Source organism: Paenibacillus polymyxa (assembly GCF_018614975.1).
Classification (GTDB): Bacteria; Bacillota; Bacilli; order Paenibacillales; family Paenibacillaceae; genus Paenibacillus; species Paenibacillus polymyxa_E.
The window spans coordinates 17,613-39,609 of record NZ_JAGGNR010000032.1 but is presented as its reverse complement, the minus strand read 5'-3'; the positions used below and the strand labels follow the sequence as shown (position 1 = coordinate 39,609).

The window sequence follows — 21,997 nt, the reverse complement described above, 5'->3', positions numbered from 1 at the left end:
TCACATCCGTTTTACTATTGTAATTGATTATTAGGGTTGAAACAAGTAGGACATTGATGCTCGGACTTCTCCCATACGTATTGAGTCAGTTCGGCCGTCATGCCGTAGAACATAAACGGTGTCATAAGATAGATCCCTTTGAAATGTGCTGTTGCTACGTCCAGCAGTTCTTTGGCAATTTTCACTCCCATCGCACGGCCTTCTTCGCCTTCCAGACCTGCCATACGGGAACGAACTTCATCCGAGAGCTGAATTCCGGGAACCTCGTTGTGCAGATACTCTGCATTCCGTCCACTCGCCAGCGGCATTACACCTACAAAAATGGGCACATCCAGATGTTTGGTCGCTTCGTGCATTGCTACAATCAACTCTGGATCATAGATCGGTTGTGTCATGATGTAATCAGCGCCAGAGGCAATTTTCTTCTCCAGACGTTGTACAGCTTTCTCCAGATATTTCACATTAGGATTAAATGCTGCTCCAATTACAAAACCAGCTCTTTGCTTCAGCGGTTTACCTGAGAAAGCCACTCCATCGTTCAACTGTTTGATCATGCGTATGATTTCAAAAGAAGTCAGATCGTATACCGAGCTTGAACCCGGCAGATCACCAAATCTTGCAGGATCTCCTGTCACAGCGAGTACATGATTAATGCCCAGAGCATCAAAACCCATCATGTGGGACTGTGTTCCAATTAGGTTCCGGTCACGGCAGGCAATGTGCACAAGTGGACGAAGGCCCGTGCGATCCTGAACGAGGTGACCCAGTGCCATGTTGCTCATGCGTGTAACCGCGAGTGAATTATCGGCCAGTGTCAGGGCATCGGCTCCGGCTGCTTTCAGTGTCTCGGCACCCTTCATGAACTTGGCAATGTCCAAGTCACGCGGCGGGTCAAGTTCAACAATAACCGTGTGACGCTGCTTGACCAGATCAACAATCGTAGGCTGACCTCCACGTCCGGAACGCTCATCCACATGTTCATGCAGCACAATACGCGGTTTGGATTCTGACGGATCAGGCTCCAAAATAGGCGAAGGTATATAGTCAGCAAGCGCCTCTTTCATTGCGGTAATATGATCAGGTGTCGTACCACAGCAACCGCCGATAATACGAGCGCCCAGTTCGGCAAATTGCACTGCCGTCTGACCAAAGTACTCCGGAGTTGCACCATAACGGAACTCACCATCGACATAATCTGCTGCACCCGCATTCGGATAAACAGACATTGGAATACCAATACGTCCGGAGACGGTTTCCATGGCACGCATAATCCCGTTTGGACCGGAGCGACAGTTAAAACCGATCACGTCCGCACCCTGCTCCCGCATGATCCGGAAGGCTTCAGGCATTGTATATCCGTCCAGTGTGTGTCCTACATCCTCTACCGCAAATTGTCCAATCACGGGCAGATCACTTAGCTTGCGCGTTTGCAAAAGGGCAATATCCATTTCCTCGATATCATAGAAGGTCTCAAGCAGAATGCCATCCACGCCTTCATCAAGCAATGCAAAGATCTGTTGTTGATAAAAGCGTTTCAGTTCACTCGTTGACACGTTCGTCCGCTTGCCACCTCGAATGGAACCAACTGCACCAAGCACATAACCGGTATCTCCAGCTACCTCTTTGGCAATGCGTACGCCGGAACGGTTCACGTCCTCCACCTTGGACTCCAGACCGAACTTGGACAACTTGTCGTAATTGGCAGAATAAGTATTGGTTTCAAATATTTCTGTACCCGCGTCCCGATAACGGCGATGTACTTCTGCCACCACTTCAGGTGAAATCAAGTTTAACTCTTCATATGAAATCCCTACCGGGAATCCCATTTGGTACAGAAACGTTCCCATGGCCCCATCTCCAATGAGAACTCGTTCCTGCATAGCTTTCCGCAAATCCGCCTTCATCCCTTTTCCCCCCGCCTAGCTGTGATCATTTTCATACTAATGTAACACAAAAAACGCTAAAAAACGAAGAAAAACACAGGTTTTTGATGCAAGATAAAAAAGAGGCCCGCAGGCCCCTTTGGTTAAACCTTCCACTTTTTTATGAAGTGATTCCCTTAAAAACAACTTCAGCAGGGCCAGTCATGTACACATGATTGTCAGCTTCATTCCACTCAATGTGGAGATCTCCACCTTTGAGGCTGATGACTGCTGTACGATCTGTATGTCCATTCAGGACAGAGGATACCAGTGTTGCACAAGCTCCGGTCCCACAAGCAAGTGTTGGACCAGCTCCGCGTTCCCATACACGCATGTCCACATATCCACGGTCACGAACTGTTGCGAATTCAACATTGATTTTTTTCGGAAACATGGGATGTACTTCAAGAAGTGGGCCCCAGGTCGTGAGGTCAAAATTCACAGCATCATCAACATAGATAACCGCATGTGGGTTACCCATGGATACAGCAGTGAATTTGAACGCATGTCCATTCGCTTCAATGTAGTGATCAACCACTGGATTCGCATCCACCGTTGTAGGTACTTGAAGGCCATTCAAGATCGGCTCACCCATATCCACACGAACCGTCTCCACTTTACCATCACGAATGTTGAGACTCACAGGTTGTACCCCTGCACCAATCGTTTCAATGGTAATCTGCTCTTGGCTAACATGACCGTGATCGTATACATATTTGGATACACAGCGAATGGCATTACCGCACTGTTCTGCTTCCGAACCGTCCGAATTCATGATACGCATCTGAAAGTCCGCCTTTTCCGAGGGCAGTATATAAACCAGGCCGTCCGCACCGATGCCGAAGAAACGGTTGCACCATTTCACAGCCAGTTCTGCTGCATCTGCCGGAAGCTCCTTTTCACCAAATACAATGATAAAATCGTTACCAAGTCCATGCATTTTCGTAAATTCCATAATCTTGCCCACTCCTTTTGGCAGTCTGCTGCCAAAGCTATATTCTTGCTCTTCTACAGGATTACCATAGAAATTCATATTCAACATCTACACAAAAAAGCTATCCTGCAAAATGCCAAAGCTTCCGCTTCGAATCATTTTGAGGATAGCATAACGAAATGGGTAAGGAAAAGGTATTGATTTTATGCCGAAAACTTTGTACTTTTCGGTACGAAGCGGCCAGAACCACCCATACGGCGGCGGTTACGACGCCCACCCCAGACGCTGCCTGCGCCCATAAGGAACGTTGGAATGCCCGCAGCAACGATACAGATCGCCCATTCACGCAAACCAAGCGGTACGGTTTTGAATATCGGCTGCAACGGTTCAACGTACATGACAACCAGCATCAGTACAACCGATGAAATAACAGCAAGAACCAGATATTTGTTCTGTAAAGGATTCCGGTGGAAGATGGACCGCGAACTACGGCAATCAAAGACATGAATAAGCTGTGCCAAAACGAGTGTAGCAAAAGCCACAGACTGTGCCTTGATCAGTTGACCCGGATTATCCGGTGCAGCCTGAAGGGTAAGCCAGAAGGCTCCGAGTGTACATAATCCAATTAATACACCCCGGCTGACGATTTTCCAACCCAGTCTGCGGGCAAAAATGTTTTCCTTGGCTCCACGGGGTTTATGTTCCATCAAATCTTTTTCCGGCTGATCTACCCCGAGCGCCATTGCAGGCAAACCATCCGTCACCAGGTTAACCCACAGAATCTGAATAGGCACGAGTGGTAGCGGCAAGCCCATCATCATTGCAAAGAACATTGTCAATATTTCGCCCACGTTTGATGCCAGCAAATAACGGATAAACTTGCGAATGTTCTCATAAATATTACGGCCTTCTTCAATGGCAGCCACAATAGTCGAGAAGTTATCATCACTCAGAATGAGCGCCGAAGCTTCCTTCGTCACATCTGTGCCTGTGATGCCCATCGCGATCCCGATGTCTGCTGCTTTAATGGCTGGAGCATCATTTACCCCATCTCCCGTCATCGCGACGACATGCCCTTTGCGCTGCAACGATTTTACGATGCGAAGCTTATGTTCAGGAGACACTCTTGAGAACACATAGATGCCCTCTACCTGTTTATCCAGTTGGTCATCTGTCATGCCTGCCAGCTGCTGACCACTTAACGAGGCACCTCCACGGGGAAGAATTCCGAGTTGATGAGCAATGGCTTCTGCCGTTGTTCCATGGTCACCTGTGATCATGACGGTACGAATGCCCGCCTTGCGGCATGTGGCAATCGCATCTCGTACTTCACGACGCGGTGGATCAATCATACCTGCGAGTCCTACGAAGACAAGTTGACTTTCGGCGGCGTGTTCGTCAGCCACTTTTTCTTCCGGCCGCACTTCACGGTAGGCCATTCCGAGGACACGTAGTGCCGCTCCGGCCATGCTCTCGTTGGCTGCCATCACTTTCTGCCGCAGCGTTCCAGTGAAAGGCACGACCTTTCCTTCCCACAAAATATAACTGCAGTGTCCGATCAATACATCCGGTGCACCTTTGGTGTAGATCATTCGGCCCCCCTGGTGATGAACCAGGACCGACATGCGTTTTCGCTCCGAATCAAACGGGAATTCCTGCTGGCGGGCGTACAACTCTTTGAGTCCGGCAGGAGTAAGCCCCATTTTGGAGGCCAGTGTGACAAGTGCCCCTTCCGTTGGATCGCCCTTCAGCTCCCAGAATACATTGTCTCGTTGAACTGTTTCTTCTTGGAGATCACCTTTTTTTGTGTTTTTCTTGCCGTCCTTTTTATTATCCTTGCCCTTTTTCTTGCTCCCCATCTGGCTTGCAACGGTCTCCACAATACTCGCATTGTTGCAAAGCGCGCTGATCTGAAGCATTCTGCGTAACGACTGGTCACTCTTCAGTTCCACCGTTCGACCGTTCTCCAGCATCTGTCCTTCAGGTGCATAACCATCCCCGGTAACCTTGAGGTTACGCCCCTCCAGCCACACATCCGTTACCGTCATCTTGTTCTGGGTAAGCGTGCCTGTCTTATCCGAACAGATTACGGATGCACAGCCCAGAGTTTCGACGGAAGGCAGTTTGCGTACAATGGCTTTACGTTTGATCATACGCTGCACGCCTAGTGCGAGTGCAATGGTTACAATGGCCGGCAGACCCTCCGGTATGGCCGCCACTGCAAGGCTGACCCCTGCCAGGAACATGCCAACGGCTGGTTGTCCGTGCAATATCCCGGCGACGACAACCATAATGGTTAATCCCAATGCGACAAAAATCAGAATTTTGCCCAGTTGCTCCAGTCTGTGCTGTAAGGGTGTTTCCTGCTCCTCCGTATTCTGGATCAGATCGGCGATTTTGCCCATCTCCGTCTCCATTCCCGTACGGATCACCACACCTTTGGCTGTACCACGAGTGACCATGGTACCCATAAAACCAATATTCTTCTGATCACCAAGCGGAACGTCTTCGTTGGCAATCGGAAGGCAATGTTTACTTACAGGAACTGATTCCCCGGTAAGTGCCGACTCCTCGACATCCAGACTGTTCGTTTGCAGCCAGCGCACATCAGCGGGTATGCGGTCCCCACTCTCCACCATGACAATATCCCCTGGTACAAGTTGTTTGGCGGCAAGATGTACTTCCTGACCCGATCGAAGCACTTTGGCGAGAGGTGCGGACAACTGTTTCAATGCACGAAGAGATCGTTCAGCCCGGAATTCCTGTACAAACCCCAGAATGGCATTCAGTACGATAATAGCCACAATCGTTACCGCATCCAGATATTCACCCAACAATCCGGATACCAACGTTGCTCCCATCAACACCAGCACCATAAAATCCTTGAACTGATTCAAGAGCAATGTAATCGGAGATATGCGTTTCCCCTCGCTCAGCTCATTCGAACCGACCACTTTCCTCTTCTCTGCTACAGCTTCATCCGTCAATCCTTCCTGCGGGCTGACGCCAAGAGTGTTACGAAGCTCTTCATCACTAAGTTGATGCCACTTGGTATGTTCCATGCTTCAAGTTTCCCTCCCAGTCTGTTTTTCATCTGCTAAATAAGCTCACATGTTTCACCGGCGTGCTGGTCGACAGGCTGTACACTATGCCGGACAAACTACCTGCTCTATATGTATTCGGACAGGTCTGTGATTAGCACCCGGAAGGTGAATCCTTTCCCTGATGGACAGAATAGGCTAAAATAAAAGTCTGCGATGTTCTGCGCAGTACCGATTCCAGCGTTCAACAGGCAAGCAACAATAAATTTGCAGCCAGTCCTGTTTTTTTTACATACCTGGTTGCACGTTTCAGTTATATAGATGAAGCATTTGGCATGATAAATGCAGATGCTTGATAGAGAGAGGAAGTGGAAAAAATGGCATTGGACGGCATCGTAACACGGGCCATTGTTCATGAACTGCAAGGCTGTATAGGTGGACGTATCAGCAAAATCCATCAGCCGAATGGCCATGACGTAGTTCTCACCCTGCGTGCTCAGCGCGGAAATAGTAAATTGCTTGTTTCGGCAAGCCCAACATACCCCCGGGTGCATTTTACGGAAAAGACATTCCTTAACCCTACGGAAGCACCCATGTTCTGCATGTTGCTCCGCAAGCACTGTGAAGGTGCCATCATTGAGGAGATCCGTCAGATTGGCATGGAGCGTATTATCCACATCAATGTGCGCCAGCGCGACGAACTGGGGGATGTATCGCTTAAACGGATCATCATTGAATTGATGGGGCGTCACAGTAACATTATTTTGCTTGATCCTGTAACTGGAACGATTCTGGATGGCATTCATCATGTGACTCCTTCCATCAGCAGCTACCGGGTCATCATGCCTGGATTCGCGTATACTGCCCCACCCGAGCAACATAAAAGTAATCCACTCGAAGTGAGTCGTACAGCATTCGAGGACAGCTATCATGCCGCTGAGGAAGAGGCATCACGCTGGCTTGTGAACTCCTTTAGCGGTCTTAGCCCGTTAATTGCGGGAGAGATTGCTGCTCGTGGGATTGCTGCTGAAGGCACAGTGAGCACTCAGGCTGTGGTGGAGGGTGAGAGCCGAGTTGAGGCTGGTGCACTCTGGAACGCTTTTGAAGCCGTGATGGGACCTGTCAGAGATCATATCTACACGCCTGTAACCGGAATGAACGCCAAAGGCAAAATGATTTTCTCCGCCGTTCATCTTGAGAGCATTCAGGAGTTGGAGAAAACCTATGACACGATGAGCAAATGCATGGAAGATTATTACGGAGACAAGGCTGAACGGGACACGGTTAAACAGAGAGTAAGTGATCTGCTCCGTTTCCTGCAGAATGAGCGAAGCAAAAACATCAAAAAGCTGGACAACCTGAACAAGGATCTGCTGGAAGCGGACGATGCGGACAAGTTCAGACTATGGGGTGAGTTGCTGTTTGCCTCCCTGCATCAGGTCCACAAAGGGGACAAAAGCGTGGAGCTTGTGAACTTCTACGATGAAGAGCAAGCCAACATTACCATTCAGCTTGATCCACTGCTCACACCGTCTGACAACGCACAACGTTATTTCAAGCGATATAACAAATACAAGAACAGTCTGGCTGTCATTCATGAGCAGCTTGGCAAAACCAAAGACGAAATTAACTATCTCGATAACCTGTTGCAGCAGCTGTCCATTGCATCCATGAACGATATTGAGGAAATACGGGACGAGCTTGTGCAGCAAGGATACCTTCGTGACCGCAATAAAAAGGGTAAAAAGAAGAAAAAAAGTGACCGTCCGACCGTACATCAGTTCACCTCCTCCGAGGGAATTGATATTCTTGTGGGCAAAAACAACCTGCAAAATGAGTATGTGACCAACCGTCTCGCTTCTTCCAACGACACTTGGCTGCATACCAAAGACATTCCAGGTTCACATGTCGTTATTCGCAGTACGGACTTTGGTGAAGCTACATTGGAAGAAGCAGCACAGCTTGCTGCCTATTTCAGCCAAGCCAAGGAGTCCAGCAGTGTGCCTGTGGATTACACGTTTATCCGTCATGTACGCAAACCAAGTGGTGCGAAGCCAGGTTTTGTCATCTATGATCATCAGAAGACCTTGTTTGTCACGCCAAATGATGAATTGATCAAGAGTTTGCCATCCACGATTAAAAATGGATAAGGCTATATAAGTTGAACTAAGGATTATTTACACTTATATAGAGATGTAACGGTAACAAAAACAGACAGAATCCCCTGACCATAACGGTTCAGGGGATTTTTGTGGATTCATCAAATTGTTTCAATACTAATGTAAAGTTCATCTTATTTATCGTTTTTTGAATATTAATGCGTATTAATGTATAATAATTCAATTATCACAAATAAAACTACTGTTAAGGAAGTGTACCATGACCATACATATCAGAGAAACTCAACCTGATGATCTGAAACCCCTGATGGCATTAATGCATGACTATGTGGTGGGATTCTACAACAACCCCTGGCCTGGTGATCAATCCATCCAGCTTTTAATCAACAACCTGCTTAATCAGCAGATCGGTGCGCAATTCGTGGCAGAAGAGGATGGGAAGCTTATCGGATTTTCCACCCTGTTCTTTACATACAGCACGATGAAAGCAGAGCGTATCGCCATCATGAATGACCTATTTGTTACGGAAACATTCAGAGAGGGCGAAGCAGAAGCTAAATTATTTGCACACTGTCAGCAATATACGCGTGACCATGGATGTGCATATATGTCTTGGATCACAGCAGTGACCAATGAGCGGGCACAGCAATTATTCGAACATCTCGGGGCTACACGTGGCACTTGGGTAAACTATTCCATTACGTAGACTCTTTTGAGTACAAAAAAAAGGACAGCAAACATGAAGGTTCAGCCCTATCATGCTTGCATGTCCTTTACTCCTTCGATCTAACATGTATCCAGTAATACAGAATCTATTATAGTCAGATACAGCGTTGCAACGTCTCGCTTACTCTCCTTTTTGCTGTGAAGCAGCTGCCTTCAGCCTTTCCAACACATCAACCGTTACGGTTGTGCTACCCAGATCTCCGTGGAAAACAACACCTTGCCGTTTGCCATGATAATCAGATCCACCTGTTTCAATGAGGTGGTATTCCTTGGCCAGCTCACCATACCTGCGTTCCTCTTCCGGGCCATGGTCCGAATGAAACACCTCAATGCCATCTGGATGAGAGTCTTCGATGATACGTCGTACCAATTCATCATCATTATAGAGACCCGGATGGGCAATCACAGCGGCTCCACCTGCGGCCCTGATCCACTCGCACGCATCCTCGGGTGCAACTCGTGGTACAGATACGAAGCCAGGCTTGCCTTCAGCAAGATACTGATCAAATGCATCACGCATGTCAACAGCGTAACCTTTTTTCACCAGCACATCAGCCATATGAGGTCTGCCAATACTCTCATCCGGCTCTAACGGTCGTCCCAGCTCATCCAGTACCTCCTGCCAGCTTATATCAAGTCCGAGTTCTTGGAGCTTGGCGATAATCAGATGATTCCGCTCATCTCGTGCTTCCCGTAATCCGCGCAACCGTTGCAGGAATTGCTCATCCTCTGTATTCACATAATACCCGAGCACATGAATATCTTTCCCACCAGCCCGTGTGCTGATCTCCACTCCGGCAACAACATCAATACCGTACTCTTGTCCCGCTTGCTGTGCTTCCGCTACACCAGCTACTGTATCATGGTCCGTTAGAGCAACCGCAGATAGCCCTTTTTGTTTGGCAAGCTTCACATTATCAGCAGGTGGCTGCATTCCATCGGAAGCCTGACTATGCGTATGAAGATCACAGCGTCCTTGGCGCTGATTCATGAACAACAGCTCCTTTGTGTGAAATTTTATGATTAAATCTTATCTATCATTGATGTTGCCAGCTATTATGCCTTCCCCGTCTTGTGTTCCGGCTCAAGTTGCTCCTGTTGACGCAGATAGTTGAGGAAAGCGACTGCTGACAGGGGCAACAAGGACGATTTTAGATGGATGGCATAGAACTGCCGTTTGAATTCGAGTCCGCGGATATCCACAATATGAACAAGTCCCAGAGCCAGTTCATGCTGCACCGAAGAAGGAGATAACATCGTAATGCCTACCCCTGCCTCTACGGCCGATTTTACCGCTCCTGTACTGCCAAGTTCCATCACAACATTCATATTCTGTGGATCAATCTTTTTCTTTTGCAATTGGTCTTCCATCACCTGACGAGTACCCGAGCCCTTCTCACGCAGCACAAAGGGATAATTCATTACATCTTCAATATTCACTTTGCTACGCTTAGCCAGATCATGCCCGGCAGGTACAATCAGTTTCAACTCGTCCTGCATGACAGGCTCTACAATCATGTCCGGGTGGTGCACTGGCGCTTCAATCAGACCAAAATTAAGCTGGTGCTTCAATATATCATCCATAATTTGCGTTGTATTCATCACTTTCATGACGATGGAAATATCCGGATATTGAAGTGCAAATGGTCCGAGCATGCGTGGAAGCACATATTCTCCGATCGTTAAGCTGGCTCCCAGCTGGAGTCTGCCTTGTAACATCTGGGTAAACGCCGACATCGCTTCATCCGTCTGTCTGACCAACTCTACACTCCGTTTCGCATGAGGTAATAAAGTTCGGCCAGCCTCGGATAATTCTATTTTTTTGGTGGAACGATGCAGTAACTTGGTACCAAAATAGTCCTCCAATGATTGAATCTGCATCGTTACTGCCGGTTGAGTCATATGTAATGCTTGTGCAGCAGCCGAGAAACTCCCCTTCTCTGCTACCGTATAAAAAATATGCAATTGGTGAAAATTCATATCTTCGCCCCTCTTCGATTACACTCTCTACATTGTAGCCGATTTCCCGTTTGGCAACAAAAAAAGCATGCAGCTTGTCTGCATGCGATAATACTTGAATCTATGATTTCAACATATTGAATCTACCAGGCTTACTTATGCTTGCGGCTATTTTTGACCAACGTCATTCTTCTTGAATGTCTTAACCATGAATAGTATGACTTCAGGTCCCTTAATTCAATGGTCTCCGACATACGTCCCAGAAACGTAACTACAATCATTTTGTGCAACGGGTTGCCCGCAATATCATATTCTCCTTCAAGTTCGGAAAATTCGGCGACCACCACCAGATCCTCATCAATCAGGTAGACGTCCTGTTCATTACGGTAGTATGGTGTTATACGGTCCTGCTTCAGACACTCCCATAACCACGCCGCAATATGGTCATCATCACTACGTGCAGGCTCAATACGGTCTGCATACCGCATCTTGGCATGATGGGTAATGACGATGTCGGCCACTTTCTTGTCTCCAAGAGCCACGAAAAACGGCTCGTAGGTGCTCCAACGTTGCATCACCTTATCACGCATGGGAATCACTCTCCACCAGATAGGACTTTCTATCTATTTATTACCAAATATATTACAACATTAGTCCCGCAACCTCAAGGCGTAAGTTTAACTTTTTTTCACAATAGCCAATTTGTGCATAATTCAAGAAAAGAGCGACCCCACAGGGTCCCTCCAGTTTCTCGTCTATATTCCGTAAAAGCTCGTTTTGTCCATCGTTTTGCTGGCATACTCGGTTTTGATCTCATTACGATACGAGCGTTCGATCTTGCGCACATAGGAAAGTCGCTTCACATTTTTCATCGTATCTTCTGCCCGTTCTGCATTAACATACATGACTACATAATGCATACGGCGGGAGATATAATGCACGGTGCCATATTTTTCGAGATTACGGGCAGCCTTCAAATCACTAACCCAAATAATGAATCCTGTCCTTTCCGCAAACATCATCGTTCCCCGCCCTTCTATAATGATTACTTAACTGCAACCACACTTGCCGCCACTACCACAGCCGCCCTTCGGATTCGGGTCATTGCTTGGTACCTTAATGGTCGTTGACACTGCAAATGCAATGGTCTCTGACATCTGGAATAACATATCATCCAGGGACTTCTCTGCCTGTTTGAAGCGGATTACCGCCTCGAAATTTTCCAACTCCTGTTCCAGCGCCTTCACCTGGTCTTTTGCTGCATGATAATCCGGGTGAAAATGACCGAAACGCTGTGTTTCTTCAAACAATTCCTTCTTGGCATTCAGCTTACGAATCCCCATCTGAATCTCAGGTGTAGTCTCGACTTGCTGCTTCCAATATAAATAATCCGATACTTCGGCAGATTGGTTAATCATGTCGCCCAGTTCATATGCGCCCGTTAACACTTGGGCCATATCGACCGTGTTCATTTCCGCTACGCTCATGAAATATTCATCCTATCTATATATAAAGTTCTACTTAACGTAGACTATCTCATCATAGCATATCCATGAATAGTTAAGAAGAGTTTTTCCTGCAATTAGAAATAGGGAGAACTCGAAAATTCGCCTTTCAACCTAATATTCACGTGAAATAGTCAGGTTATGACATCATCTGGCAGGATAAGACGCATTGTATCCCACTCTGACGGGGAGAATGTACGCCATTCCGTCTCTGCTGCATGTTCACTTGAATCCAGCATGCACCAACCGCTTAAAGTCCATTGTTCATGACCTTCTACCTGATGTGGAATGAGGTATTGCGTACGATTTTCCTGTTGAATCCCCAGCTTGGTCTGCCACTCAATGGCTTTGGCAGCAATCTGTCGTGCGGTTGAACTATGATATCGACGCCACTCCTTGTACCAGGTCTCCGGTATCTCCTCAAACCCCAACAGAGAGAACTTCTTCTCAATGACAGAATGATCACGCTCCAACCCATGCAGAAATGCAGGGACATCAACCAGACCTTTATTATCGGGTGTGTAGAAAGAAGGAGGATATACACCGGTCAACACATCTTTTTCTAATAACTTCGGATCATCTTCGGAACCTCTACTTGCCTCCGTTGCCTCCATCTTCTGTTCTACAGTCAACGGTGCAGCATCCGTCTCCCTTCCCCAATCTTCCAACGCAATACGTACATTCTCCGGGATGCCTGTCAGAGCATATTGATCCAGAAACTCCATCATTTCATGTAATCCATACCCTCTGGCTAAGGCCGAAACGAATCGTTCTCTTGTCATTCGATAGATGGACATCCGATCACGCGTCACCCGTACTGCACATTGCTCCACCATCCAGATCACATCAGGCCCTGCTTCCGGTGGCACCAACATCTCAAAATCAGGCTGCATGTAAAATCCACACGGCTCCGTTTCACTTACCATCTCTTGTTCTCGATATAAAAGGCTCTGCGGTTCGATCAGCCAGCGGAATACCAGCTCTCCCGACTGATCCTCTCCAACTTCACCATACCCCCATCCAGCCAGTGCGCAGAGCCAGCTCATGACCCGTGGTTTCAACTCCGCATTCTCTATATGGCACCATATGTTCTTTCCTGGAGCGAGCACCGCCAATTGATAACGGAAATGCTGCAGTGCGGGTTCGGCTTCTCCGTATCTTTCCATACACGCTTGATATATTTCCTGATGCATCTGTCTCCACGAGAGCTTCAACCATCTCTGTAGTTGATGATCTACAATCTGAATTCGGCCATCTGACTTCTGAACCAGATTCAGACTGAGCAATAGATCGAGAAGGATTGCTACGTGGGTCTGATACAAATCCGAATGTTCATATTGGATGCTCAAACCATCAAAGTCTGTCGAAGATAACACCGTGAGCACACTTAATTTTTGAACACTTTTTTTATGTATAGTGCCCTTACCTGTTAAAGGAAGTCCTTCTCTTTTGATCCACGCGATCAGATGAAGTAGCTCTGCAGCAATATCCGGCTTCCCTTCCTGTAGTACATGAGCATGCTGTCCCATCTGTTCAATGGTTATGCCCACTCTTTGTGCGTAAGCAATCGTTAATGTCTCCATCAGCGAAGCAGGAATATAGAATAATCGCTCCCCCCAACTCTTATATACAGATTCAATCCATCTTTGCTGCCTAAGGTTCGCGAATGAAGATTTGGCTTCTGCGACACTTAGTCCTTCGATGGCCCACTGTTCTCGCGGCAGGAGGGAGGAAAAAGGCTGACCGGCATGTTTGTGAAAAATTGCACCAAGCACTTTTTGCTCCACCAAAGTAAGCTTTGACCATGAATCAAGGTTCAGTACAACAGGCTCATCTATTGGTTCAATTGAAGACATATCCCAATCCCTCCTCTTTTCGCGAGTATAAAATGAACTATTCGTTCTCATGAACGATGGCATATTCATATCCCTGCTCCACCAAGAACATCTGACGGTTTAATGCAAACTCCTGTTCCTTACTATCCTCTGATACCAACGCATAGAAATATGCCTTGTTTTCACCAGCTTTTGGTCTCAGAATTCGTCCCAACCGCTGTGCTTCTTCCTGTCTTGACCCGAAACTCCCGGATATTTCAAGCGCAACCGCAGCATCAGGCAGATCCACAGCAAAATTGGCAACCTTGGATACAACAATCGTTTTAATCTCTCCACGCCGAAATGCGGAAAACCATTTGATTCGCTCTTGCTGTGACATGGTCCCCGAGATCAGAGGTGCTTCAATTTCCCGGGCAATCAACTCTAGTTGATCCAGATATTGTCCAATCACTAGCGCAGGCAAATCCCGATGACGTTCCAGCAAACGCTTGACTACACGTACTTTCGCCGGATTCTCGGCAGCCAATCGAAACTGGTGCTTAACCTCGGCTTGCAGATATTTCGATCTTAGTTCCGGGGAAAAAGGGATACGTATCTCCTGACATTGTACATCAGCAATCCACCCTTGCTGCTCCAGTTGTTTCCACGGCATATCATAAAGCTTCGGACCAATCAGCGAGAATACATCCTGTTCACAGCCATCCTCTCGAACCAATGTAGCCGTTAATCCCAGTCTTCGTGTAGCTTGAATATCCGCAGTTGCGCGAAACACCGGCGCTGGCAGCAAATGCACTTCATCATAAATGATCAGCCCCCATTGTCGCTCACTAAGCAATTTGATGTGGGTAAAATCAGCATCCTTTGATTTCCGATGTGTAAGAATCTGATATGTAGCTACAGTCACAGGTTTCACCTGTTTTTTCTGACCTGAATACTCGCCAATCTGTTCGCTGGTAATCGTTGTTTTGTCCTGAATTTCCTGAATCCACTGTCTCACAGACGTTGTATTGGACGTCAAAATAAGGCATTCACATTGAAGCCGCTCCAGAACGCCCATGCCAATGACCGTTTTGCCTGCCCCGCAAGGAAGTACGAGTAAGCCGCTTCCTCCCATGCCCTCACTGCCTTCAAATGCATCTACAGCCTCTCTCTGGTAAGAACGCAGCGCAAATCGCTCTGAACGGCCCCCTGGATCATTGGTTCGCCATTGGAATGAAAGTTTGGTCCCCTCCCGATACCCCACGTAATCAAGTACGGGGTAACCCAGCCGTGTTAATTCCCTTTTCAATAACCCTCGCTGTTCTCCTGGGAGCAGAAGTTCATGAGCGTCCTTGCGTTCCATGCGAAAGGCAGCTATCGTTTTCAATCCACTTAGTTCATCCAGCAACCGCTCATCCTCACTGTAAAGGCGCATTCTGGTGTGATCTGCTTCGGAATGCAGCTTTAATTTGCCATACTGATCCATGATTCTCCGAACATCCTGTATGAGTGCAGCAGGCACGTTCCAGCGCGAGACCAGCTCCAGACTTGCGATGACCTGATCTGCATTCCATCCCAGCGCAGCTGCATTCCAGAGCGATAACGGAGTGATTCGGTAGGTATGGAACGCTGCCGGTGTCTTAACCAGTTCTGAATACATCCCAAGCTGTTCTCTTGCTCTTTCGAATCCGGGGTGTCCAACTTCCAGCAAAACTGTAAAATCTCGCTGAACGATACAAGCATCTGTCCTTACCATATGTTCTGTTCCTTCCATTCGAGCCTTCCTCCTATCACAAAAAAGTCCAGTTCCGGCAGCTTCCGAAAATGAACCTGTATAATTGCGAGTTCAAAAAGTTGGTTTTCAGTACCCAAAAAGTGGACTTTTTGAACAACATCTATAAAAATCCACAAAAAAACATCCTGCCCATACCTAGGTATGAACAGGATGCCCAACTGCATCTAAAGTCATTCGGCTGTGTAACCCTTGGCCATGGCGATAAATAATTTTACCGCCGTCTGCATCGCGTCTTCATCAAAATCAAACATCGGATGATGATGCGGATAGATCGCATTTTTTTCCGGATTGCCTGCTCCAACAAACATAAAGCACCCCGGAACCTTCTGCAGATAATACGCAAAGTCTTCCGCTGGCATCAGCATCGGGGATGCTTGCACTCGTTCTGCCCCAAATAATTCTGTAGCTTCCCTGAAGAAACGTGCTGTCTCCTGTTCATCATTCACCACAGGCGGGTATCCCATAATATATTTCACTTGCGTCTCTGCCCCATACGCTGCCCCTGTCTGGGCTACCATGGTAAGCACACGCTCTTTCATCCCGTTTCGAGTCTCTTCATCAAACGTTCTTACCGTACCGCTCATTTTGCATTGCTCTGCAATTACATTCTGAGCCGCTCCCGCCTGCATTGTACCAATGGTCAGCACTGCTGGTTGCAATGGATCAACCGAACGACTGACAACGGTCTGAAGCTGCATCACAAGCGCAGAACCCGCGATAAGACTGTCTATGGTGGATTGCGGCATCCCGCCATGTCCACCTTTGCCTTTGATCTCAATGTAAAAGTCGTCCGCAGCCGCCATCATCGGCCCTGCCTTGCTGGCAACAACACCTACAGGCAGCGGGGTCCAGAGATGAATGCCGTATATGACATCCACACCTTCAAGCGCGCCGTCCGCAATGACCTGAACTGCACCGCCCGGAAGCAGTTCTTCTGCCGGCTGGAATAAAAACCGAATTTCGCCTTGGATCTCCTGCTTGTGACGGCTGAAATACAATGCCGTACCCAGCAAAATCGAGATATGACCATCGTGGCCGCATGCATGCATCGCTCCTGCTTGTTGTGACGCATATTCGATATCCTTCTCATCCTGAATCGGCAGTGCATCCATATCGGCCCGCAGCATGACGACAGGCCCCGGCTTGTCCCCACGAATTGTACCGATGACCCCGTGACCGCCAACATGACGCCTCACTTCAACGCCAAAGCTCTCCAACATATCCGCTACAAAAGAGGATGTCTTCTCCTCATGAAAGGAAACCTCAGGATTGCGATGAAGGTGACGCCGCCATTCCACCATGTGGATCTGCAGATCTTCCCACCATATATTATTAGTCATATCTCTCCACCCTTTCAATCTTGAACGGGACTTGGATCAAGCCCGAACCTTCCTCTTCAAACCTATTGCTGTATATTGTAGCAGAATTGGAAGAAAACCGATACGAAACGCCTTTGGAAAGCTTGCACGGGAAGGGGAAACATACTATCATGAACTAGAGAAATAATCGAGAAATTATACTCGGAAGCTTATGAGGAGGATCAAACGCTTATGATTTTTGAGAATACAGGCTTGGATGGCTTGAAGAGCGACTTGGCATACCTGGATGAGAGCGCCGAGAAAGTCGGATTTGTCCGGTGGCAATGGGAATATTACCGTGCTACATATGACTACAAAATTGAAGATGAACAAACCAACTCAGAATACTTTGTACGCATTAATACCCGCGCTGTGGAAGGCAAATTGGAAAAACCGGATACCGTTCTTGCTGTTGAAGCAGTATACCTTGGCAAAGCCACTTTCCCTCACGGCCTGGATTATGACTCTTCCGTTCCGCAACCAGTCGTGAAGCTGGCAGCCGAAAAATTACAGCAGCTTAAAGAACTGCTGGAAGCATAGGCTGGGCCAAACGATGAAACAACAAACGGCCCAAACGAAAACGAAGAGAGGCACGCCGGATTTTCAACTGCTAATCCTCACTTTATTGTTGGTGGGCTTTGGACTGGTGATGGTATTCAGCTCCAGTTCCAGCATTGCAATCGCAAGCGAAAGATTTAACAATGATGCCCTTTACTTCACGAAAAAACAACTTGTGTGGGCGATTATCGGTCTATTTGGCATGTTTTTTGCCATGAATATCCGCTTCAACAAGTACAAAAAGCTCTATGCACCCTTTTTTCTGCTCACTACGGTCATGCTGGTGATTGTTTTGATCTCAGGTGCAGTATTGAACGGTGCACGAAGCTGGATTCACATTTTTGGTTTCAGTCTTCAGCCTGCAGAGTTCGCGAAAATTGCTATCATTCTATATCTCTCTGCTCTTATTACCAAAAAAGGTGAGAAATTCAGGGTTTTCAAAACAGGGTATTTTCCCGTTTTGTTCATCGTTGGATTCATTGCAGGACTGATCATGCTGCAACCAGACTTTGGTACCACCTTCATTCTGGTGTCTACCTGTGGTCTGTTGATCTATGCCGGTGGCGCCAGTATGAAACATATCCTGGGTTCAATTCTCTTGGTTGTACTCGGTGGAGCACTGGCGTTCGGAGCGAACTCCCTGTTCTCTTCCATGTCTCCTTCAGACACAACGACTGCTGCAACAGCGGTTACTGCCGAGCAGAACTACAAGATCGGACGTATTCAGGCTTTTCTTGATCCATTATCTGATATTAATGGCGGAAGTCTTAACCTCTACCGTTCCCTTGTTGCCATTGGTGATGGCGGCATCACAGGCTCCGGGATCGGACAAGGTACGATGAAGCTGCACTATTTGCCAAATGCATATAACGACTTCATATTTTCCGTCATCGGGGAAGAGCTCGGGTTCATCGGAAGTGCATTATTTCTTCTTGTGTATCTATACTTCATCTGGCGCGGAATTATTGTCTCTCTCCGCTGTCCCGATCCATTCGGAACATTGGTCGGTATTGGAATTATGGGACTGATTGCGATTCAGGCATTTATCAACATCGGTGGTGTAACTCAGACCATTCCGGTGACGGGGGTCACGCTTCCGTTTATCAGTTATGGGGGTACCTCACTCTTTGTGATGATGGTTGCCATGGGCATTCTGCTCAGTATCTCACGCACCAACAATCTGGACGTGATTAAGGAAGAGAAAACCAAGTCCGTGACTGTACAGACACAGACTCGTACCTCTCCTGCTCTTCGTTCACGGGAGTCCATCCGTCGGATTCGATAAAAAACAACACAAAAAAGGCTGTGCACCTAATGGATGCGCAGCCTTTTTCTGTGTACTCGTTACAATGCTGTCTATCAAAATGAAGAACAGGTCAATACGGCTCTGTCCTCCATTGCGGATTGCGATTTCTACAGATCGTCGCCTTTGAAAGATACGCCTTCTACCTTTACATTGACTTCAACCACGCGTAATCCGGTCATGGTCTCTACCGCTTCTCTTACATTCTGCTGAAGCATACGGGAAACTTCATGAATCGGGGTTTCGTACAGGACGATGATGCGCAGGTCAATGGCTGCTTCCAGCTGGCCGACCTCAACGCTCACGCCTTTCTGTACGTTTTTACCGCTGAGTCGCTTCGCCCAGCCCTCTGACAATCCTCCAGACATTGCGGCAATTCCGGGCGTTTCCATTGCAGCCATTCCGGCAATTTTTGCAACCACGTCATCGGCAATCCGGATGTTTCCGCTCTCCAGTTGAAGTTGTTCTGCCATGCCACATCCTCCTTCACTTCGTTACTCGTATTTTAAATCCTTTCCACCCCAAAAAGCAAATTAAACTCAAAAAGATGCGTTTACAACCTACCACCATTTGGTTATATTGAAATATGAAAATAATCTCATAAGCGATTTACAATGTAATTCAAAACAAAATAATTTATAACCGAGGTGTTTGTTGTGAGAAACCGGATTTCATCCATTTTGCTGATTGCGTTCTTTGCACTCAGTGCCATCGCCCACTACATGAAATGGGATTCGATTCTACAGTTCGTGATATCAGCCATTTCGGTTATTTTTGTGGCCGGTTTTTTAGGCAAAGCCACCGAAAATGTGGCCCACTACGCCGGACAGCGGCTGGGTGGATTCTTGAATGCAACCTTCGGCAATGCCGCCGAATTGATCATCGCCATTTTCCTCGTCAAAGAGGGACTGTTCGACATGGTCAAAGCAAGTCTGACAGGCTCCATCATCGGAAATCTGCTGTTAGTGCTCGGGTTAAGTATTTTTGCCGGAGGACTCAAGTTCAAAATTCAGAATTATAATGTCTCACTTGCAGGTCTGAATGGTTCCCTGATGATTGTTGCCATCATTGCCCTGTTTATTCCGGCAGTCTTTCTCAATACACATTCCATTACACAGAAAGACACCAATACACTTAGTCTCATCGTGGCCGGATTGCTCATCCTCGCGTATATTGCGTGGTTACTATTCTCCATGGTGACACATAAGAACTACCTTGCAGACGTCACTGAGGATCGCGATGAGGAGCTACCGCATGAGCATGCTCCGGCATGGTCCAAGAAAAAATCTATTCTCTACCTGGTGCTCGCAACAGTCATGGTTGCCTTCGTCAGTGAATGGCTGGTGGGCACGCTCGAAGTCTTCACTTCTGAATTTGGACTTAGCGAGCTGTTTGTCGGTGCATTCCTTGTGGCCATCATCGGTAATGCGGCCGAACACAGTGCAGCGATCATGCTTGCCATGAAAAATAAAATTGGTGCCGCCGTTGAGATTGCAGTCGGCAGCAGCTTGCAGATCGCACTCTTCGTTGCACCTGTACTTATTTTTGTCAGCTACTTCACGGGCAGAACCATGGATATCGTATTTACAACGATTGAACTGCTCGCCATCGGCGTATCCGTATTTATTGCGAAGTCCATTACCCAAGATGGTTCAACGAATTGGTACGAAGGTCTGCTCCTGCTCGTGGTGTACATCATACTCGGTGTATCCTTCTTTCTGGTGTAACCAGGCCCTCACCAAGCTATATAAGTTGAACTAAAGAATATATACACTGGACACTCCGCTGACAGAACAATCTTCTGATCGCTGTTATCCCCAGATTTTTTCGATTCCTTTTATAAAGGGGCAAATCCGGGGATAGCGTATGCTTCCGATGAAGCTTTCTTTCAGAAAGCTTTTAGGCGAACGCTCCGCTTCTTCAGGTTATTTCTGTCCTCTCCGTTTTGTGTAAATGTTTAGTTTAATTTATATAACAAAAGAGGCAGCCCGAATTCACATTTGGTGCTGTCTCTTTGCTTGTATACGCCTTCCGGCTGGCTTGTCAGACGTACAAAAAAAGCATGCATAGACGCCTGCATGCCTTCTATTCTGACCCGCGCGATTGCAGGCTATTGCTCATTCTTTTTGTTCAAGGCTTCATATAAAATTGCCAAATTCCGCTCAAGCGCGCTAACCAGCTGCTTACCTGCACCTTCTGGAAGGAGCCCTGCACGAACAGCAAAATCAACTTCCTTGGAGAACCCATACATCTGTGTATCCAATACTTCCTCATAGAGAGGGCAGTAGCGGGTAGCCAGATTCTCCATCTGTACTTCAATAAGCTTCTGTATTTTATCTGCATCTTCTTGAAGAAGACTGATCGCTTTCAAACTCAGCTGGTCCTGCAGATCAGATGAAGTCATGCATTTTTCCCCCCTATGTCCCAAAAATCGCGTAAAGACGTTCTACCTCTAATATTAGACGAAATGAAGAGCTAATACAAGAACCTGACCAAAATAAGCCCGCAAAGTTAAGCCTTTTGTTGAAGCTTAATCCTCCTATTCCAGTCACCTCAAGATGTGCATTCAGCGCATTCCATGCCAAAAAACACCCCTGCCAAAAAAGGCAAAGGTGCTTCTTGAGAGCTATTACTCAGATGCGATGCTTACATTCAGTCCATGCTTGGCAAATACTTCTGACATGGCTGCTTTCGCTTCAACTGCATCTGGACCATGAACATGCAGTTCATAGCTGTGCGTGCTGATCAGCGTTGTAAACAATCCGAGAATACTTTTTACATCGATATACTTGTTCTCCGAATGAAGCACGATTGAAGAAGTAAACTTGCCTGCTGTTTGAGCAATTTCTACTACAGCCGCGTTATTACTCGACATAGGAATCCCTCCGTCTTTTTACTATTGGTATCATCTATTAATTACCACTACATGATACCGTGAATCCGCTTTCCTAGCAACAGCAAA

Annotated in this window: 19 protein-coding genes; 5 read left to right on the top strand and 14 right to left on the bottom strand. The window is 47.2% G+C overall.

All coding sequences use genetic code 11. The annotated features are described in order from the left end of the window. Positions 1-14: 14 nt before the first annotated feature. The 3 genes from J7E78_RS22130 to J7E78_RS22120 all read right to left on the bottom strand — a co-directional run bounded on the left by J7E78_RS22130 (position 15) and on the right by J7E78_RS22120 (position 5,918). Entirely contained in the window at positions 15-1,904 is a 1,890-nt protein-coding gene (locus J7E78_RS22130) for a bifunctional homocysteine S-methyltransferase/methylenetetrahydrofolate reductase (protein ID WP_215078223.1), read from the bottom strand. A 139-nt stretch (positions 1,905-2,043) separates the two neighbouring features. Further along, the gene (gene dapF, locus J7E78_RS22125; RefSeq protein ID WP_215078222.1) at positions 2,044-2,877 is read right to left on the bottom strand and encodes a diaminopimelate epimerase; all 834 of its coding nucleotides are present in this window, start codon (positions 2,875-2,877) and stop codon (positions 2,044-2,046) included. Between the two features lie 182 nt (positions 2,878-3,059). Beyond that, complete coding sequence (locus J7E78_RS22120) at positions 3,060-5,918, bottom strand: cation-translocating P-type ATPase (protein ID WP_215078221.1); 2,859 nt, start codon at positions 5,916-5,918, stop codon at positions 3,060-3,062. A gap of 356 nt (positions 5,919-6,274) precedes the next feature. Here J7E78_RS22120 and J7E78_RS22115 point away from each other — a divergent pair, with 356 nt between their 5' ends. Beyond that, positions 6,275-8,047, top strand: a complete 1,773-nt coding sequence (locus tag J7E78_RS22115; protein WP_215078220.1) for an Rqc2 family fibronectin-binding protein — start codon at positions 6,275-6,277, stop codon at positions 8,045-8,047. Between the two features lie 229 nt (positions 8,048-8,276). Beyond that, on the top strand, positions 8,277-8,723 hold the full coding sequence (locus J7E78_RS22110; protein ID WP_215078219.1) for a GNAT family N-acetyltransferase: 447 nt from the start codon (positions 8,277-8,279) through the stop codon (positions 8,721-8,723). A gap of 141 nt (positions 8,724-8,864) precedes the next feature. On the opposite strand, the gene J7E78_RS22105 is transcribed toward J7E78_RS22110, so the two are convergent. From J7E78_RS22105 to J7E78_RS22070, 8 genes are all read right to left on the bottom strand, one after another. Then, positions 8,865-9,734 carry a PHP domain-containing protein gene (locus J7E78_RS22105; protein ID WP_215078218.1) on the bottom strand — a complete coding sequence of 290 codons (870 nt, stop codon included), beginning with the start codon at positions 9,732-9,734 and terminating at the stop codon, positions 8,865-8,867. A 65-nt stretch (positions 9,735-9,799) separates the two neighbouring features. Continuing rightward, positions 9,800-10,723: a selenium metabolism-associated LysR family transcriptional regulator gene (locus J7E78_RS22100; protein WP_215078217.1), complete on the bottom strand. Its 924-nt coding sequence runs from the start codon at positions 10,721-10,723 to the stop codon at positions 9,800-9,802. Between the two features lie 131 nt (positions 10,724-10,854). Next, complete coding sequence (locus J7E78_RS22095; protein WP_017687436.1) at positions 10,855-11,292, bottom strand: hypothetical protein; 438 nt, start codon at positions 11,290-11,292, stop codon at positions 10,855-10,857. Between the two features lie 165 nt (positions 11,293-11,457). Next, positions 11,458-11,721, bottom strand: coding sequence for a YlbG family protein (locus J7E78_RS22090; RefSeq protein ID WP_095290540.1), 264 nt, complete (start codon positions 11,719-11,721; stop codon positions 11,458-11,460). Between the two features lie 30 nt (positions 11,722-11,751). Further along, a complete protein-coding gene (locus J7E78_RS22085) occupies positions 11,752-12,189 on the bottom strand; it encodes a YlbF/YmcA family competence regulator (protein ID WP_036614642.1) in 438 nt (145 codons plus the stop codon). Positions 12,190-12,341: 152 nt separating this feature from the next. After that, a complete protein-coding gene (locus J7E78_RS22080; RefSeq protein WP_215078216.1) occupies positions 12,342-14,063 on the bottom strand; it encodes a helicase-associated domain-containing protein in 1,722 nt (573 codons plus the stop codon). A gap of 37 nt (positions 14,064-14,100) precedes the next feature. After that, a complete protein-coding gene (locus tag J7E78_RS22075) occupies positions 14,101-15,795 on the bottom strand; it encodes a DNA repair helicase XPB (RefSeq protein ID WP_215078215.1) in 1,695 nt (564 codons plus the stop codon). A 191-nt stretch (positions 15,796-15,986) separates the two neighbouring features. Then, positions 15,987-17,156 (bottom strand): M20 family metallopeptidase, encoded by a 1,170-nt coding sequence (locus J7E78_RS22070; RefSeq protein ID WP_215078214.1) that lies wholly within the window; start codon positions 17,154-17,156, stop codon positions 15,987-15,989. 210 nt (positions 17,157-17,366) lie between these two features. Here J7E78_RS22070 and J7E78_RS22065 point away from each other — a divergent pair, with 210 nt between their 5' ends. Together J7E78_RS22065 and ftsW are read left to right on the top strand one after the other, a co-directional pair. Next, complete coding sequence (locus tag J7E78_RS22065) at positions 17,367-17,714, top strand: YugN family protein (RefSeq protein ID WP_074095774.1); 348 nt, start codon at positions 17,367-17,369, stop codon at positions 17,712-17,714. A 13-nt stretch (positions 17,715-17,727) separates the two neighbouring features. Continuing rightward, on the top strand, positions 17,728-19,017 hold the full coding sequence (ftsW, locus tag J7E78_RS22060; protein ID WP_215078213.1) for a putative lipid II flippase FtsW: 1,290 nt from the start codon (positions 17,728-17,730) through the stop codon (positions 19,015-19,017). A gap of 128 nt (positions 19,018-19,145) precedes the next feature. Here ftsW and J7E78_RS22055 read toward each other — a convergent pair whose 3' ends face one another. Next, complete coding sequence (locus tag J7E78_RS22055) at positions 19,146-19,508, bottom strand: Asp23/Gls24 family envelope stress response protein (RefSeq protein WP_017687428.1); 363 nt, start codon at positions 19,506-19,508, stop codon at positions 19,146-19,148. Between the two features lie 183 nt (positions 19,509-19,691). Between J7E78_RS22055 and cax the strand changes: the two genes are divergently transcribed. Continuing rightward, positions 19,692-20,762 carry a calcium/proton exchanger gene (gene cax / locus J7E78_RS22050; protein ID WP_215078212.1) on the top strand — a complete coding sequence of 357 codons (1,071 nt, stop codon included), beginning with the start codon at positions 19,692-19,694 and terminating at the stop codon, positions 20,760-20,762. 383 nt (positions 20,763-21,145) lie between these two features. On the opposite strand, the gene J7E78_RS22045 is transcribed toward cax, so the two are convergent. Together J7E78_RS22045 and J7E78_RS22040 are read right to left on the bottom strand one after the other, a co-directional pair. Beyond that, positions 21,146-21,439: an Fpa/YlaN family protein gene (locus J7E78_RS22045; RefSeq protein WP_036614657.1), complete on the bottom strand. Its 294-nt coding sequence runs from the start codon at positions 21,437-21,439 to the stop codon at positions 21,146-21,148. 225 nt (positions 21,440-21,664) lie between these two features. After that, positions 21,665-21,910, bottom strand: a complete 246-nt coding sequence (locus J7E78_RS22040; protein ID WP_036614658.1) for an HPr family phosphocarrier protein — start codon at positions 21,908-21,910, stop codon at positions 21,665-21,667. Positions 21,911-21,997 lie beyond the last annotated feature (87 nt).